The 17,295-nt window shown below is 33.8% G+C and carries 14 protein-coding genes; 8 read left to right on the top strand and 6 right to left on the bottom strand.

Features of this window, described 5'->3' with window-relative positions:
- Nucleotides 1-45: 45 nt before the first annotated feature.
- On the bottom strand, nt 46-1,980 hold the full coding sequence (locus tag NCC77_RS08315; RefSeq protein WP_250835158.1) for an amino acid permease: 1,935 nt from the start codon (nt 1,978-1,980) through the stop codon (nt 46-48).
- A gap of 386 nt (nt 1,981-2,366) precedes the next feature.
- Between NCC77_RS08315 and NCC77_RS08310 the strand changes: the two genes are divergently transcribed.
- Nucleotides 2,367-3,527 (top strand): Gfo/Idh/MocA family protein, encoded by a 1,161-nt coding sequence (locus tag NCC77_RS08310; protein WP_250835157.1) that lies wholly within the window; start codon nt 2,367-2,369, stop codon nt 3,525-3,527.
- Nucleotides 3,528-3,759: 232 nt separating this feature from the next.
- Here NCC77_RS08310 and NCC77_RS08305 read toward each other — a convergent pair whose 3' ends face one another.
- Nucleotides 3,760-6,666, bottom strand: a complete 2,907-nt coding sequence (locus NCC77_RS08305) for an FAD-binding and (Fe-S)-binding domain-containing protein (protein ID WP_250835156.1) — start codon at nt 6,664-6,666, stop codon at nt 3,760-3,762.
- Between the two features lie 522 nt (nt 6,667-7,188).
- On the opposite strand from NCC77_RS08305, the gene NCC77_RS08300 reads away from it, so the two are divergent.
- Together NCC77_RS08300 and NCC77_RS08295 are read left to right on the top strand one after the other, a co-directional pair.
- The gene (locus NCC77_RS08300) at nt 7,189-7,791 is read left to right on the top strand and encodes a hypothetical protein (RefSeq protein WP_250835155.1); all 603 of its coding nucleotides are present in this window, start codon (nt 7,189-7,191) and stop codon (nt 7,789-7,791) included.
- Nucleotides 7,792-8,148: 357 nt separating this feature from the next.
- Nucleotides 8,149-8,508, top strand: coding sequence for a hypothetical protein (locus NCC77_RS08295; protein WP_250835154.1), 360 nt, complete (start codon nt 8,149-8,151; stop codon nt 8,506-8,508).
- Nucleotides 8,509-8,512: 4 nt separating this feature from the next.
- On the opposite strand, the gene NCC77_RS08290 is transcribed toward NCC77_RS08295, so the two are convergent.
- Nucleotides 8,513-8,953: a DUF6896 domain-containing protein gene (locus NCC77_RS08290; protein WP_250835153.1), complete on the bottom strand. Its 441-nt coding sequence runs from the start codon at nt 8,951-8,953 to the stop codon at nt 8,513-8,515.
- 244 nt (nt 8,954-9,197) lie between these two features.
- Between NCC77_RS08290 and NCC77_RS08285 the strand changes: the two genes are divergently transcribed.
- Nucleotides 9,198-9,542 carry a hypothetical protein gene (locus NCC77_RS08285; protein ID WP_250835152.1) on the top strand — a complete coding sequence of 115 codons (345 nt, stop codon included), beginning with the start codon at nt 9,198-9,200 and terminating at the stop codon, nt 9,540-9,542.
- Between the two features lie 195 nt (nt 9,543-9,737).
- Nucleotides 9,738-9,971 (top strand): hypothetical protein, encoded by a 234-nt coding sequence (locus tag NCC77_RS08280; RefSeq protein ID WP_250835151.1) that lies wholly within the window; start codon nt 9,738-9,740, stop codon nt 9,969-9,971.
- A 63-nt stretch (nt 9,972-10,034) separates the two neighbouring features.
- Here NCC77_RS08280 and NCC77_RS08275 read toward each other — a convergent pair whose 3' ends face one another.
- Genes NCC77_RS08275 through NCC77_RS08265 form a run of 3 tightly spaced genes read right to left on the bottom strand, consistent with a single transcriptional unit; the run spans nt 10,035 to nt 12,788 of the window.
- A complete protein-coding gene (locus NCC77_RS08275) occupies nt 10,035-11,228 on the bottom strand; it encodes a WG repeat-containing protein (protein WP_250835150.1) in 1,194 nt (397 codons plus the stop codon).
- A gap of 46 nt (nt 11,229-11,274) precedes the next feature.
- A complete protein-coding gene (locus NCC77_RS08270; RefSeq protein ID WP_250835149.1) occupies nt 11,275-12,231 on the bottom strand; it encodes a DUF3137 domain-containing protein in 957 nt (318 codons plus the stop codon).
- Nucleotides 12,231-12,788 (bottom strand): LemA family protein, encoded by a 558-nt coding sequence (locus NCC77_RS08265; RefSeq protein ID WP_250835148.1) that lies wholly within the window; start codon nt 12,786-12,788, stop codon nt 12,231-12,233. The genes NCC77_RS08270 and NCC77_RS08265 overlap by 1 nt, the downstream gene beginning before the upstream one ends.
- Nucleotides 12,789-12,996: 208 nt before the next feature.
- Between NCC77_RS08265 and NCC77_RS08260 the strand changes: the two genes are divergently transcribed.
- The 3 genes from NCC77_RS08260 (at nt 12,997) to NCC77_RS08250 (ending at nt 17,279) form a co-directional block, all read left to right on the top strand.
- Complete coding sequence (locus NCC77_RS08260) at nt 12,997-14,205, top strand: anhydro-N-acetylmuramic acid kinase (RefSeq protein ID WP_250835147.1); 1,209 nt, start codon at nt 12,997-12,999, stop codon at nt 14,203-14,205.
- A 244-nt stretch (nt 14,206-14,449) separates the two neighbouring features.
- A complete protein-coding gene (locus NCC77_RS08255; RefSeq protein WP_250835146.1) occupies nt 14,450-16,021 on the top strand; it encodes a glycoside hydrolase family 10-like protein in 1,572 nt (523 codons plus the stop codon).
- Nucleotides 16,008-17,279 carry an MFS transporter gene (locus tag NCC77_RS08250; RefSeq protein WP_250835145.1) on the top strand — a complete coding sequence of 424 codons (1,272 nt, stop codon included), beginning with the start codon at nt 16,008-16,010 and terminating at the stop codon, nt 17,277-17,279. Before NCC77_RS08255 ends, NCC77_RS08250 begins: the two co-directional genes overlap by 14 nt.
- Nucleotides 17,280-17,295: the final 16 nt, after the last annotated feature.

The raw sequence follows: 17,295 nt of genomic DNA, 5'->3' as shown, positions 1-17,295 counted from the left end.
CTCTGAAGTACTCAGAACGGCTTTTTGTAGTATATAATTTTACTTTTAACCTATATTTTCAGTATTCAGCTTACTGTTTTTTCTACTGTATGTAAAGTAAATCAGCAACCCGATTATTAGCCAGATTGTAAAATAAATCCAGTTCCAAACGCTTAATTCGGCCATCATATACAAACAGCAGATTAATCCTAAAAGTGGAATTAAAGACAGATTTTTTCTGAAAGCCCAAACAGCTAATCCAACCAAAACGAATAGGAATATCCACATTGGGATTTTGTGTTTGAATAAACTGAAACCTGACTCATATTTAGCAGAATCTGCAATTGGCAATCCTTTTACCACTTCAGCATATTTAGCTTCATCATCTTGATATTGTCCTAATAAATGCTCTAAATCTGATGTTTCAGCGGTTTTATTGTTTGCTTCAATACTTTCTAAATATTTAAAAACCTGCTCTGATTCTGATTTATCTAAAGAAGTTACAATTGATGTTGCATCATAAATCTGGGGATCGTTATTGATAAATGCCATTGTTGCTTTATTGTTGAAAGCAAAAGCATAATACAATCCAGCGATCATTAAAACTGGCAGAATAAATTTTGAATTAATATAAGGCGTTTTGAATTTTCCTCTTGGAATTTCAGGTTTGTTTTGTAAAACCAAAACTCCAGCACAAACTAACACAAAGGCAAATAAAGTCCCGATACTGCATAAATCAGTTACCATTGTCAGATTCAAAAACAAAGCCGGAATTGCAACCACAAATCCTGTTACAATAGTTGCAAAAGAAGGTGTTTTGAATTTTGGGTGAACGGTTGAGAATTTCTTTGGCAATAACCCATCGCGACTCATGCTCATCCAAATACGAGGCTGTCCCATTTGGAAAACCAATAAAACGCTCGCCATTGCCACAACTGCACTTACGGCAATAATTCCTGACATCCATTTTAAGTCTAATTTATCGAAAACAAATGCTAAAGGATCTCCAACATTTAATTCGTGATATTTTACCATTCCGGTTAAAACCAAGGCAATTGCAATATAAAGAATGGTGCAAATAATAATCGCCCACATCATTCCGCGTGGTAAATCACGTTGCGGATTTTTACATTCTTCTGCGGTTGTCGAAATAGCATCAAAACCAATATAAGCAAAGAAAACTGCAGATACTCCTTTTAAAACCCCTCCAACTCCATTTGGAGCAAAAGGATCCCAGTTTGCTGTATCTACATAAAATACACCTACAGCGATAACCAACAGAACTACACAAAGTTTTACAACCACCATTAAATTACTCGCATTACGAGATTCTTTCATTCCTCTGTAAACCAAAGCAGTAATCAAAATAATAATGAATAAAGCTGGAATATCGGTAACAAAATGAAATGATCCTAATGTAGGTGCCGTTGTCCAAGCGGTGTGCGCTTGCTGTAAAGCTGTACTTAAATTTTCGAATGATTTTCCGCCGCGCATTAAAGCTTCAGCATCATTATATCCGTTTGAAGCGGTTAAGTAATCCATCTGAATCCATTGCGGTAAATGAATGCCGCCACTCTGGAGAAGTCCTGTAAAATAATCACTCCACGATATGGCCACGGTTATGTTTCCGACGGCATATTCCATGATTAAAGCCCATCCGATAATCCAGGCAATTAACTCTCCAAAAGCCACATACGAATACGTGTAAGCACTTCCAGAAACGGGAACCATTGATGCAAATTCGGCATAAGCAAAAGCTGCAAAACTACAGGCAAGAGCTGTAAAAAGGAACAAAAATATTACGGCTGGTCCTCCATCTGCACTTGCTTTTCCGATGGTGCTGAAAATCCCCGCACCCACAATTGCAGCAATTCCGAAAGCAGTTAAATCTTTGGTTGTAAGGTGCTTTCCTAATGCTCCATGTCCATCTGCCTCATTTTTTGCAACCTGTTTCAGAATATCCTGCACTGTTTTTTTTCGGAATAAACTTGAAAATGCCATATATGTTTTTGCTATTATTAATTGATTTAATTCAGTTGTTCTGGTTTTATTTTGCAAATAATGCAAAAAATATCCTGATTTCAAATATATAAAACCATTTTGTTTTTCTGGCGTTTTTTTTCGACACGAATTCACGAATTATTTTTTCAAATCTTTATCTTATAAATTTTCTCACGCAGATTTCACAGATAATGCAGATTTTTGTTGTGATGAAAATATTTATGCAGATTTTAAAATCAAATCTGCGAGAGAAATAAAATCTTTGTGAACTTTGCGTAATTCTTTGCTCTCTTTGCGGTTAAATCTATTTTTAAAACACAAATGTAACATTTATCAAAATGAGCTTACTAATACAAGTAGTATTTAATTTTTAAAGAATCATTTTTATGGAAAAAATCACAAGACGTTCTTTTGTAAATAAATTTGGACTTGGTGTTGGTGCTTCGGTTGTGATGACTACGCTTCCTTCTTTTATAACCGAAACAGAAAAGGTTCACAAACCTTACACCGGAAAAAAATTAAATATTGCTTTGTGCGGTTTAGGAAACTATGCTTCATTATTAGCTGAAGGTCTTCAGGTTTCTGAATATTGCCAGCTTACTGGAATTGTCACAGGAACGCCTTCTAAAGCTGAAAAATGGAAGAAACAATATAATATTCCTGAAAAGAATATTTACAACTACGAAAACTTCGATTCAATCATAAAAAACAAAGACATTGATTTAGTATACGTTGTAACTCCAAATGCACTGCACAAAGAATTTACCGTTCGCGCTGCAAAAGCTGGAAAACATGTTATTGTCGAAAAACCAATGGCTATTACTGCTGAAGATTGTGAAGAAATGATCAAAGCCTGCAACGATAACAATGTGCAATTGGCAATGGGATATCGACTGCATTACGAACCAAATCATCTAGAAATAAAACGATTGGGACAAGAAAAAGTCTTGGGACAAGTTCGTTATATTGAAACTGGTCTGGGTTATAGCACTTATGATGTTCGTGACATAAATAAACCTGTTGATCTAAACGCCCGCAACGAATGGAGACTGACTAAAAAATGGGCCGGCGGCGGTTGTTTGATTAATTTAGGAATTTATTGCATTCAGGTTTCGCGTTATGTTTTAGGCGAAGAACCAATTGCCGTTACTGCACAATTTGGACATGTCAATAACAAAAATATGTTTTCTCAAGTTGAAGAAAATATCACTTGGCAAATGGAATTCCCTAGCGGTGCCGTTGCGAATTGCAGCAGTTCGTGTGGTTTTGGAATTGATCGTTTTTACGCTGCCGCAGATGAAGGTTTCTTCGAAATGAGTCCTGCTGTAAGTTATGGCCCATTTGTAGGCAAAAGATCTGATGGAAAACCATTTAATTTTCCTGTGATAAACCAACAGCAAACCCAAATGGATGAAATTTGTAAAGTGATTTTAGTAAACCAAAAACTCCCAAATCATATTACTGGTGAAGAAGGAATTAAAGACGTTAGAATCATTAATGCCATTTATAAAGCCGCTGAAACTGGCAAAAAAGTTAGTTTGAAATAGTTATTTCGCCACAGATTAAAAAGGATTAAAACGATTTTTCCAATCTTTATCTAAATAATTTTTCACGCAGATTTTAAAGATTTAGGCAGATTTAATTTTAAACCAGAGATAACTAATTATCTGCTTAAATCTGTAAAATCTGCGTGAAATAAAATCTTTTTAATCCTTTTTAATCTGTGGCAAAAAAATCTTAGCGCTCTTTGCGTAATTCTTTGCGACCTTTGCTGTTAAATTACTTTAAACAGCTTCTTAAAATACTAACCGGATGCTGCGCTTCACGTTTTGTTCCATCATAAATTTGATGGCGACAGCTTGTTCCTGCGGCGGCGATTTTTACATTTTCGGCAGTGTTACGCACTTTAGGAAATAAAGTATCCTCACCCATTTGCATACTCACTTCGTAATGTTCTTTTTCATAACCAAAAGAACCCGCCATTCCGCAGCAGCCTGAATTGTAAATTGTAACCGTATTATTTTTTGGAAGATTCAGCATAGCAAAAGTTGCCTCAACAGAACTCAACGATTTTTGGTGGCAATGTCCGTGAATCTTAATTTCTTTACTTTCTTCTGAAAAAGAATCGGCTGTGATTTTACCATCTATGATTTCTTTTTTGAAGAATTCTTCAATTGTAAAAGCATTTCTGGATAATTTCTCCGCAGCTTCTTTATCATCGGCTAAACGAAGATATTCATCTCTAAAAGTCAAAATCGCCGAAGGTTCAATTCCGATTAAAGGTGCATTTCCTAAAACTAAATCTTTGAAAACACTTACATTATGATTCGCAATTTTCTTCGCTTCTTCCAAAAATCCTTTAGAAAGATACGTTCTTCCACTTTCTTCATGATCGACAACCAAAACCTGATAACCTAATTTTGTCAATAATTCAAAAGTATCGATTCCGATATTTACGTCATAATAATTCGTGAATTCATCTACAAACAAATACAATCTTCCATTCGGAAAATCTCTTTGTGACGGTTTATTATTAGCATACCATTTTCTAAAAGTCTTTTTCGCCAATAACGGAACTTGTCTTTCTGGCGCAATTCCCATTGTTTTTTTCACCAAAGACTGATTCGAAATAAAATTCGTAATCGACGGGAATTTACTTCCCATTTTGTTCAATTTGGCATTGTTGGCAAAAATCTTGTTTCGAGTAGAAAATCCGTTTGCTTTTTGATATTGGTATAAAAATTCTGCTTTCAAAGTTGCTACGTCCACGTTACTTGGACATTCACTTGCGCAGGCTTTACAGCTTACACACAACTCAAAAACTTCGTATAATTCTTTCTGGTCAAATTTGTTTTCTTTTTCAGAATACGTCAAATATTCTCGCAAAGCGTTGGCTCTTGCGCGAGTCGTTTCTTTTTCATTTCGCGTTGCACGATAACTCGGACACATTGCTCCTCCGCCAGACGGCAGTTTTCTACAATCTCCAGAACCGTTGCATTTTTCGGCTGCACGCAAAATTCCTAAACTATCTGAGAAATCCTGAAACGTTTTAATATCTGGTTCAACTCTTCCTGAAACTACACGATGATTTTCATCCATTTTCAAAGCATTGACAATCTTCCCAATATTCAAAACCGAATTTGGATCGAATGCCAATTTGATTCTTTTCAAAAGTTCGTAATTCTTATCGCCAATCATAAACGGAATAAACTCTCCACGCACAATTCCGTCTCCGTGTTCACCGCTTAGCGAACCTCTATATTTTTTTACCAAATGCGCCACTTCCGTCGCAATAGTTCTAAATAATTTTAAATCTGATGTTTTCTTCAAATTCAAAACCGGACGAAGGTGCAATTCTCCCGCACCCGCATGTGCGTAATAAATCGCTTCCTGTCCGTGTCTTAACATCATTGCCGAAAATTCAGCAATATATGCTGGCAAATCGCTCAATTCAACCGCTGTATCTTCAATCGAATCTGCCGCTTTATCGTCGCCTACAATACTTCCTAAAAGTCCAAGACCTGCTTTTCTCAATTCATTGGCTTTGTCAATATCATTTCCGTAGATTTTTACTCGCGCATAACCAAAATTGCTTTGCTCTAAATCGGCAATCAAAGCATCGGCTTGCTTTTCGGCATCTTCTAAAGTGTGCGATGCGACTTCAAACAACATAATTGCTTTTGGTTCTCCAACCAAAAAGAAACGGTTTTTAATGTGCTCCCGATTCGTTTTGGTACAATCCAAAATCGTGTCGTCGATCATTTCGCAAGTGTACAAATGATGTTTCATCGCCACCACAACCGATTCTAGAGATTCCTGAATGGTATGATAATGTCCGACAACCATAATGCTGTGAGGGGGTGGCAGATCATCCACTTTCAGCGTCACTTCGGTTGTAAAAGCTAGCGTTCCTTCGCTTCCGCAAAGCAATTTCCCAAGATTTATGGTGGGTTCAATTCCGCCAAATAATTCCGATTGCAACAAAATATCAACGGCATAACCTGTATTTCTTCTATGAATTTCAGGTTTCGGAAACTCTTTTACAATTTCTTCCTGAGCTTCTTTTGTAGTAAGCTCGTCGTAAATCGTTTTGTATATTTTATTTTCTAAAGAATCACCTTTAGTTTTTTCGATAAATTCAGCCGAAGTCAGATCTTTAAAAACCACTTCAGAACCGTCGCTTAAAAGTGCTTTTACTTCAGCAATTTTATCGCGCGTAACACCATATCGAATCGAAGTAGTTCCTGATGAATTATTTCCCACCATTCCGCCAATCATTGCGCGGTTTGATGTTGATGTTATTGGAGCAAAAAAAACGCCGTGAGGCTTTAAGAATAAATTCAGCTCATCGCGAATTACGCCTGGCTGAACTGTAACGGTTTTCTTTTCGGCATTATACGAAATAATTTTAGTAAAATGCTTTGACACATCAACCACCAATCCGTCTCCTACTGCTTGTCCTGCCAGCGAAGTTCCCGCTGTTCTTGGCGTAATCGACAGATTATGTTGTGCTGCAAATTGGATCAATTTAGCAATATCTTCAGTCGTTTTAGGAATTGCCACCGCATTGGGCTTAATTCGGTACACCGAAGCATCTGTAGAATAAAGCGTTTTATGAAGCTCATCGAATAAAAGTGTACCTTCGAGACTAGCGGCTAATTGCTCTAAATGAGATTGGGTCAACATGTAAATGTGCTTTTTATAAAAATATTTCCTGAAAAAACTCAGACCACAAAGATAAAAATATCACAGGGCAAAACGACTCTATTTTATGAATTTATCCAACAACTCAATCATATTTTATAAAATTCTGAGAGAATCCTACAATGAGTTTGCGTTGAAATAGATATTCAAAGATTTAGAATTTCAAAGATTTTTTTACTTATTTATTTTATTCGTAATATTATCTTCAAATTCAAAAACATATAGATGAAAGATCATTTTTTTGACATTCAAACAGACAAATTATTCAAAAGAATTTCTTTTTTTATTTTGTTTGGAATACTACTAAACCTGCTCTTATTTTTCGGAACCTCTTATCTTGAAAACAAAATAACAAATAGGTCATTTATTAATTCTTATGTAATTTATTGCACTTTTTTAGGCATTTTTCATTCTTGTATTTTTAGAAATTTTATTCGCAATTTTCTAATCATGACTTTTATGTTCTTTTTCATAGGTCTAGCATTTTGTCTCTTTTATTTCGTAATGCTAATATTCAGTTTCGGAATCGAAGTCTTTGCTTTTCTTGCAGTTTTAATTGTCTATCTATCCATTCAGCTAATCACTTTAAGACTATGCTTTAATCTAAAACCCACTCCTAGTCTAAGTTTTATAACCATTTTAATTTTCATCGCAAGTTTTAGCATAACCTACATAAAAAAAGACTATGACCTTTATTATTATGGATTTTCATTTATCTGTTCTGTCTGGTGTCTAAATATTATCTTATCTGCATTACTTTTCTCTGATTTTGTATTTGACAAAAAACAAGAAAATGCATCAAAAGATCTTTCTAATACAGGAGAAATAAATGTAGAAAATTTCAAGGATTACTTAAAAACCATATTTGGATCACAAATAACCTTTTATGAAGCCTTCAACGAATTTCAGATTTATGAAATTGATTGCTTTCCTGAAAATTTCGAACATAAATTAGCAATCGAATTTTCAAATGAAAACATCAAATTTGCAACCGTTACAAAAGAACCCAGTGTTGATTTTTCTTTATATGATTATGTAATCGAAACCAACAAAGAAGCCGAAGACTTTGTACAACATATTTTAAAATTTGGCTGGCCAATCAAATAAGATATTTTTCAGAAGCTATTCCTGCTGTCCGCTATATCTTTTGTGGTGAACCCCACCACAAAAGGATGCCGCTTCCATCAGGGCTAGGGCACTTTGTATCATTAGAAGTAATTGGTAAACATTTGTACCACAAATTCCCTCAATCTTGTCATTTCGACGAAAGGAGAAATCCCACGCGGGATTCCGTAAAGAGAATCGCCAATCTTTGTCGAATTTCTAGTTTGATTTTTCCTTTCGTCGAAATGATAAAACTATATTGAAATTAAAGGGATTTAACTTTTTTCAAAATAACGGTTTATATTTACCTATATTTTTTTGTCAAATTTTAGATTAGAAAATCAATAAAAAATAAAACAAATGAGTTTAAAACAACCTCATAAATTAAGAATTGATCTTAATCAAATTCAACATGGTGAGATGGATGATGACGGCTATGCAAAAATACTTTATAGAGGAGATTTTTATACTGGATATTTAGTATTAGATAAATTTCCAAATGAAGCAGTTCAAAATGAGATAGAATATAAAAATGGAAGTCATTTAGGTTGGGATAATGAATACAATGAAAATGGACAACTAATCAGAACTTCATTATCAGTTGGAGAAACTACATTATGCTTTTACGAGTATGACTCAGATAATAAAATAATTAATGGAGGAAAACTAACGGATGATGAATATTACCAAAAAATGGTAAAAAGATATGGACTAGATTAATTCTTCAAACAAAAAACGCTTCCTGAACAACTCTATAACATTTAAAAACACATCCAAAAGCTTTTCCTTCAATTCTTTCGATAGTTAACCATTCTAAAATCCCTTTATTTATAAGTTGGTAAAGTTCATACTCGATATAATCTTCACTATAATTTAATTTCTGATATTCTGGATGAGTTCTTATAAGTTCAGTAAGATTCCATTGAGAAAATTCGATTATATCCTTTTCAAAAATTGAAATATCGTAAGCATAAATAACTCCATCTTTTTTTGCAGTGCATCCACTTCCGTGAAAATAATATTCAATACCATCTATTGAACCTACTCTTTCAAAAAAAGTAATTGAAAACAAACATGGATTTATATCTTTTTGATATTTATCTTTTAATAAAGCTTCGAAGCTTCTGATAAATGTAATGTAGTCTTTTAAGATTTTTTCGATCATAATTTGTAGTTCAAATCTAAATCTAATAATTCTATTTTCAAAAGAAATTTCCCAATCTTGTCATTTCGACCGAAGGGAGAAATCACACTCGTAACCACATAGATTGTCGATTATGTTTACGGAATCCCGCGTGTGATTTCTCGTTCCTCGAAATGACAAACTGCGTGGAAATCTCTTTGAGTTTACCTTTTCTCAAAATATCATTTTATATTTAATCTATATTTGTAATGCTATTAATTAAATCATGGATATACTAAATCAATATGAAGTAAAATTCGCTAACACATTTGGAAAACAAATCCATAGTATTAATACTTGGCTATCCGCTTATATTAATGATCATTATACTATTGAAGAAACTGAAAGACTTTTAAACAAAAACATAAATAAAGTTCTTAATGGCGAAATAAAAAAAGGAGGAGGACAAACTCAAAGTTTATATTTTGCTGATATAACTATTTTAGAAACTAAAATTTACCAAGATATGGAAGCTTGGGAATTCGATAACACTATTAAGCCTGATTTTACTTTACCAACTTCACATTTTAAAATTATTGTAGAGGCTTGGAGGGATTATATATTGAAATGAGTCAATAAAAAAAAATAATCTTTTTCTTACTTAAAAATACTTTTTTGATATCTTTACAGTCCTAAACACAAAGAAATATGATATCAAAAAAACTTTTGCCCGTGCGGTATGGTGGCAGTATTGGAAACAACTGCAACGCACTTTGTGGCGTAGGACACCTTAGCTGCGCGGGTTCTTTTCCTAAACACAAAGATTATGAGTACCAACACAATTTCAAAACAAACCGAAATCAAGCTTTTGAATTTCTTCAACGACAGAATCGATCCTGATGAAATGGCTAAAACTTTAAGACAAGTTAATTTCACACTCGCTTTATGTGTTTTGAGCGAACATGAAACCTTTCAAAGCGAAATCATCAAATTAAGAGACAGCTTTTACTGGCTCAATGAATTAGCTGAAACTTTAAATCCTTATTTGGAGTTGGAGTAAGATTTTTAAATGAAAAAAACCTCGATTTTTAAGTCGAGGTTTCTATTTCGTTGTAATTGTTTTTTATTTTTTAATCATATAATTATCTAATCCTAACTTGCTTAATTTTCTACAATTTTTTACACACTCTAGCTTTTCATTAAAATAAATGCTCTGTTCATCTTTTGTGAATCTGTATTGCAGCGAAGGATAGCTGGCAATAAAATTATCTGATATAATTGCTTCATCAAAAATAAAGGGTAGTATTATTTTTCCATCTTTATCAATAGCTCCATATTTATCTTTCTGTTTTACAACAAAAAAATCAGTCGTGTTCATGAGAGCATCATCATATTTAAAATCAATTACTACATTGTTAGATTTATTAATATATCCCCATTTATCTTTCTTCTTGGCTGGTATATACTCCTTTAAACCTAGCTGAATTAAATCATACTTAAAAGGAATAATCACTTTACCAACGCTATCTAAAAGCCCTACTTTACCTTCTTTTTTTGCAACAATCTGATTAAAATCTAAGTTCGAAAGCATTTCATAATTATTTGGAATTACTGCTTTACCGCTTCTGTCAATCATTCCTATTTTCTTATTTAGCTTATATTGCGCTCGATTGTTATAGAATGAAGAGACAGCATCATAGACAAAAGGCGCAATTATTTTTCCTTTATTATCAATTAATCCCCATTTTCCATTTTTTGAAGCTACGGCCGATCCTGTCTCATCAAAGGCATACAAGTCACTAAGTTCAACAGGATAAATGATTTTGAGTTGCTCGTTAATAAGTCCAATTTTTTCATTTAGACGAATTCTCGATATTCCATCATAAAACCAGAGATCCTGGTCATATTGTATTGGAAGCAAAATCTGATTTGTTTTGTCAATCAAACCATATTTATTATTTTTTTTTACCGAGGCATAATTTTTATCCTGAAACCTAAAAAGTCCTTCATATTGTGCCGGAACTACCATTTTACCATCAGAATCTATCGCACCCCAGAAATCATTTTTTTTAACAGCTATTGGAAATTGCGTTTCAAAAACATCAACATCCTCATATTCTACTGGTATAACTATATTGCCTTTTTTATCCTTTAAACCAACTTTGCCATTTATTACTACTTTTTCAAATGAAAGTGCAGAATAATCTACCGATACAGTAGGACCTAGTTCTGGAACATTTTCTTGGGCATAAACAGCATTATTAAAAAGGACATTTATAAAAACTCCAAATAACATTGTAAATATTGTATTCTTCATAGATTAGTTTAAATAATCAAATAGTAATTGTAATTTATAGAACTTTTTACTCCTTCCCCCAAATCCTAGTATTCAAATCCAGTTCATGAACAATATCCTGCATAAACTGAACAATCGAAAGATCATCAGTAAGTAAATCAGACGCTAAAAGTGAAGAATGAATTGGTGCTTCAAAGTAATTGTGAGACAACGGAAAAGCGATATACATTTTAGAATGTATAAACGAGATCGAAATTGTTTCATCACATTTGTTATTTAAATCCAAAATTCTTTCCATCATGGCAGGCGTTAAAATGTATCGCGCTTCGATTTGATTTTTAGAATAAGTAACAAATATTTCGTCAAAGACTGTATTTTCTAATTGTACTAACTCGGAGTTACCGAAACTGAAAACGTTTTTCGAAAACCATGAACCAATTGCATCTGCTATACCTTTTGGACGTACAACAGTCGAAACATTAAAATTTTTATTAAAATCAGCTACAAAAACAATTCCTTTAAAAATCGTATGCCAAGTTGTTTTTGTTCCATTTTTAGTTCGAGTTTCCGTTTTATACTCGGCGTGGACTTCGGCAAACCAAAAAGAGGTTTTATCGACTATTCCGCTTATTAAATCCTGTGTTTTATAGCGATCTGGTCTTGTTGTAAAAAGTTCCGAACTTATAAATTCATATTCTGGAAGTCCGCTTTGTGGCGTTATAGTCAGCGTATCGTTAATGTCTTTTAACGCCGCTCCAACAACATTCATTTTATAAGTCAACTTGTATTTTATAGCATCGTCTTCTATTCTGAAATACATTACAATGGCAATAATTATAGGAACCAAACAGCCAATAATCCCCAAAGGAACAAATCGAATGATTAATCCAATAGCCAAAATCAACACTGCAAGTCCAATTAAAATGTAACAGGTTTGATAGGTTTCGGCTATTTTTTTTCGATCAACTTCTAAGCTATTCAGAATGTCTTGCAAGTTTGCTTTCGAATTTATTTCTGAATCCATTAATTATTAAATAGTTCTTTTGCACTAATATTTTTACGTTCTTCTTCTGGTGTTTCTAAAACATCAATTTTAGTGTAACCCAACATTCCCGCAAACATATTACCAGGAAACATCATAATAGCGTTGTTATAATCTGTTACAGAAGCATTATAAGTCCTTCTTGCTGCTGCAATTTGCTCTTCGCTTTCTGTCCAAGTTGTTTGAAGATTTAAGAAATTGGTATTGGCTTTTAAATCAGGATAATTTTCAACTGTTACCATTAAACCTTTTACAGCCGAACTTAATTCAGTATCCAAACTTGCTTTTTCTTCATCTGTTAAATTCCCAGAAGTTGCTCTAGCACGAAGCTCAACAATTTTAGTTAATGTGCTTTGTTCGTAATTTGTGTATTGTTTTACAACTTCAACAAGATTCGGAATCAAATCGAAACGTTTTTTCAGCATTACATCAATCGCCGAAAACGCATTGGTAACTTGATTTCTTTTTCCGATAAGTGAATTGTAGATTACGATTCCGATAATAAAAAGGAAAACAAAAAGTCCTATAATAACTAACATGATTTTATTTTTTTTGAATTGGTTATGAGCAAATATATAGAAAAGACGGTAAGTTTGAATTTTATTTTTTAGGATTTTTATCACAAATTCTAATTCTATAATAATGACATTCAAAAAATAAAAATTGTCTAAAATCTATAGTTTTATATCCGAAATAATCCCATTTTAGCGTTATCAATAAACTGACTACTATAAACCCTCATTTTAAATGAATAAAAATATAACCGCACTCTATACTATAGCTCAAAAAGAAACCCGAAAAATATTGGGTTTAATGTCTGGAACTTCTCTCGACGGACTTGATATTGCTTTGTGCGCTATTTCGGGTTCTGGCGAAAATACGAATGTGAAAATCCTAGAATTTGAAACGATTTCTTATTCTGAAGACATTAAAAACGAGATTAGAAAAGTATTTGCACAGAAAACTATCGATTTTCAGCATTTGGCTTTATTAAACGAGTGGATCGGAATATTGCACAGTGACATGATTAACGATTGTCTTTCTAAATGGAATATTTCTTCAAGCGAAGTAGATTTAATTGCTTCTCACGGACAAACCGTTTTACACGCTCCGAAGTTTTTGCATCAGCAGGAAAAATTTCCAAACGCAACTTTGCAAATTGGAGACGGAGATCATATTGCAGTAAAAACGGGAATTATCACGCTTTCAGATTTCAGACAAAAACACGTTGCAGCGGGTGGCGAAGGCGCACCTTTGGCTGTTTATGGCGATTACTTATTATTCGGAAAAAAAGGCGAAAACCGAATTATGCTCAACATGGGCGGAATCGGGAATTATACTTATCTCCCAGCCTCTCTGAACGCCGAGGAAGTTTTTGTAACCGATACGGGAACTGCAAATACCTTAATCGATATTTTTACCAAACATTATTTCCCTGAAAAAAGTTACGATAAAGATGCTGAAATCGCACAACAAGGAACTGTAAATCAAGAACTTTTAAACGAACTTAAAAAAGATGATTTCTTCCAAAAAAGCTTTCCAAAATCAATTGGTCAAGAGCTGTTTAATTTCGATTTTGTGCAGTCGGCTTTGGTAAAATGTGGCTTAGAAAATATTTCGGCATCAGATTTGCTAGCGACTTTAACACGTTTAAGTGCTGAAACTATTGCAGAAGCGATTTTTTTCACCATAAAAAACACTCCTATTTCAGCAGAAGATTTTCATATTTATATGTCTGGAGGCGGAACGAATAATCCGTTATTGGTAAAATGGCTAAAGGAATTATTGCCTTGCCAGTTTCACACTAGCGACGATTTGGGCATTTTAAGTGATGCCAAAGAAGCGGTTTTATTTGCGCTTTTGGCCAACGAAACCGTTTCTGGAGGAGATTACAATTTTGGAAACAGCAAAGGAATTCCATCGGTAACAATGGGGAAAATTTCGTTTCCTGATTAAAATTATAGCCACAAATTCACGAATTTAGCGCTAATCTATGCGAAATAAGCGCGATTAATTACACGGATTATACTGATTGGATTATTTTCAATCATTAAAAAATAATTCGTGAATTTGTGGCGGAAAAATACACAATCCTAAAAAAACAATTCGTGGCGGAAAAACACACAATCATTAAAAAAAATAATTCGTGAATTCGTGGCGGAAAAAAAACTATTTTTGATTCCTGTTAAAAAACATTGAAATGCATAAAAATCAGCACTTAATATTCTTTCTTTTAATTTCATTTTTCATTACTTCGATTTCTAATGCACAGGAAAAAAACATGCATCCTAAAAACGAATTCAGAGGTGTCTGGATTGCAACGGTTGTAAACATTGACTGGCCGAAAACAAGTACAGATAATGTAGAAAAAGAAAAAGCTGATTATCTTGAAATTTTAGAGGCTTATAAAAAACTGAATTACAATGCTGTAATTGTTCAGGTTAGAAGTGTTGGAGATGCTATTTATCCATCAGAATTTGCGCCTTGGTCTCGATTTTTGACAGGAAAAGAAGGTTTGGCTCCAAATCCTTATTACGATACATTGGCTTGGATGATTGAACAGGCGCATAACAGAGGTTTTGAATTTCATGCGTGGCTGAATCCATATCGTGCGACTTTCGATTTGAATAAAAATCTTTTAAGCCCAAATCATGATCTTTTTAAACATCCAGAATGGATGATTGAATACGGTGGAAAATACTATTACGATCCTGCATTGCCAGAAGTGCAGGCGCATTTAACCAAAGTCGTAAAAGAAGTCGTTGATAACTATGATATTGATGCAGTTCATTTTGATGATTATTTCTATCCTTATGCTGTTCCAGGAAAAGTGTTTAACGACAATGCTTCTTACCAAAAATATGGTTCAGGTTTAAGCCGTGCTGACTGGCGCCGCGCAAATGTGAGCAACTTTGTACATTCTATTTCAAATACAATTAAAGAAAGTAAACCTTGGGTTCAATTCGGAATTAGTCCGTTTGGGGTTTGGAGAAATAAATCTCAAGATCCAAAAGGTTCTGAAACACAATCTACATCTAACTACGACGATTTGTATGCAGATCCGATGTTATGGATGGATCAAAAATGGATCGATTATATTTTACCTCAATTGTATTGGAGTATGAATAATCCGAGGGCTTCTTATTCTAAATTGGTAAAATGGTGGTCTGAAAACTCCAATAATACCGCTATTTATATCGGTCACGCGACATACAAAATTAGAGCTGACGGAGATAAAAACTGGAATTATATGACCGAAATTCCAACTCAAATTGATTTTTTAAGAACTTTCAAAAATGTATCAGGAAGTGCTTATTTCAGCTCAAAATGGTTCATGGGGAAAAACTTCGATGTGGTTCGCCATTTAGAAGAAAATCAATATAAATATCCTGCACTTCCAGCAGCAGTTCCAAATTTAAGACACGTCATTATCGATACGCCAAAAGTATTAGAATACAGTAAAGACAGCATTAAATACAACTTTACATTCAAAAGTCCGCTGAATACGAAAGTTCGTTACATGGTGGTTTATGGAGGCGAACATGTTTCAAAAATTGACATAAACGATGCCACAAAAATCATCGAAAAAGTAACAATTAAAGAAGTTGACGGAAAAATCAACTTCGCGATAGCAGCCGGAAAACTGAATCTTTACAAAGCCTGCGCAGTAACTTTTATTGATTATTATGCCAACGAAAGTTCGCCAACTGCAATAGATTTAAAAAAGCCTTTAAAAAACTATATACCAGCTCAACCAAATGAAAACAGATAATAAACCGTGGTTTTGGATTCCGCTTCTTAACTTCGCTTCTGGATTACCGTATGCCATAATTATCTCTGTTTCGGTAATTATGTACAAAAATCTAGGTATTACAAATGAAGATATTGGTGTTTACACCAGTTTACTTTATCTGCCTTGGGTTATTAAACCGCTTTGGAGTCCGCTTATCGAATTAATCGGAACCAAAAGAAAATGGTTTCTGCTGATGCAATTAATAATTTCGATTGCCTTTCTGCTGGTTGGTTTCACCATTCCGCTCAACGGATTTTTTATCATGACACTTTCCATTTTCTGGGTTGCCGCTTTTGCATCGGCTTCTAATGATATTGCCAGCGATGGCTTTTATCTATTGGTTTTACCAGAAGACAAGCAATCTTTCTTTATTGGTATTAGAAGTACTTTTTACAGACTTTCAATGCTGGCAGGAAACGGATTAGTAGTACTATTTGCAGGTTATTTAGAACATAAATTTGGAGACAATACAAAGGCTTGGTCTTACACGATGATTTGTGTTGGTTTATTAATGGCTTTCATTACCGTTTATAATTTCATTTTCACACCAAAAAATGAAGTTAATGCAGTAAAAAACCACAAAGAAATACCAAATCAAAGTTTCGGAACCATATTTGCCAGTTTCTTCAAGAAAAAACAAATTGGCTTAATTCTAACTTTTATCTTGGTTTTCAGATTAGGAGAATCTCAATTGCTTAAAATGCTAAGTCCGTTTTTACTTGATCCAAAAGAATTAGGCGGAATGGGATTAGATACTGAAGCGGTTGGAATCATTTACGGAACTTGCGGAGTTGCAGCCTTAACAATTGGAGGTATTTTAGGCGGAATTGCAATCTCAAAACAAGGATTGACCAAATGGATGTTTCCTATGTTTTTGGCCATGCACCTTCCAATTTTAGGATTTATATTATTGGCTTTCTTTCATCCTACATCAATTTATTATATTTATGCCGTTGTAATTGTAGAGCAATTCGGTTACGGTTTTGGCTTTACCGCCTTCATGATGTATTTGATTCATGTTGCCGAAGGAGAATCAAAAACAGCACATTATGCACTGGCAACTGGTTTTATGGCATTAGGAATGATGCTTCCAGGAATGTTAAGCGGTTATATTCAGAAATTTTTAGGCTATCAAAACTTCTTTATTTGGGTTCTAATAGCTACAATTCCAGGTCTTATTTTATCACGTTTTTTAACTTTCCCAAAAGATTTTGGGAAGAAATCAGAAGAAGTTTAACCCCCAAATCAAACTT

Origin of the sequence: Flavobacterium tyrosinilyticum (assembly GCF_023656565.1) — a bacterium.
Classification (GTDB): Bacteria; Bacteroidota; Bacteroidia; order Flavobacteriales; family Flavobacteriaceae; genus Flavobacterium; species Flavobacterium tyrosinilyticum.
This window is presented reverse-complemented; position numbering and strand designations above follow the sequence as displayed.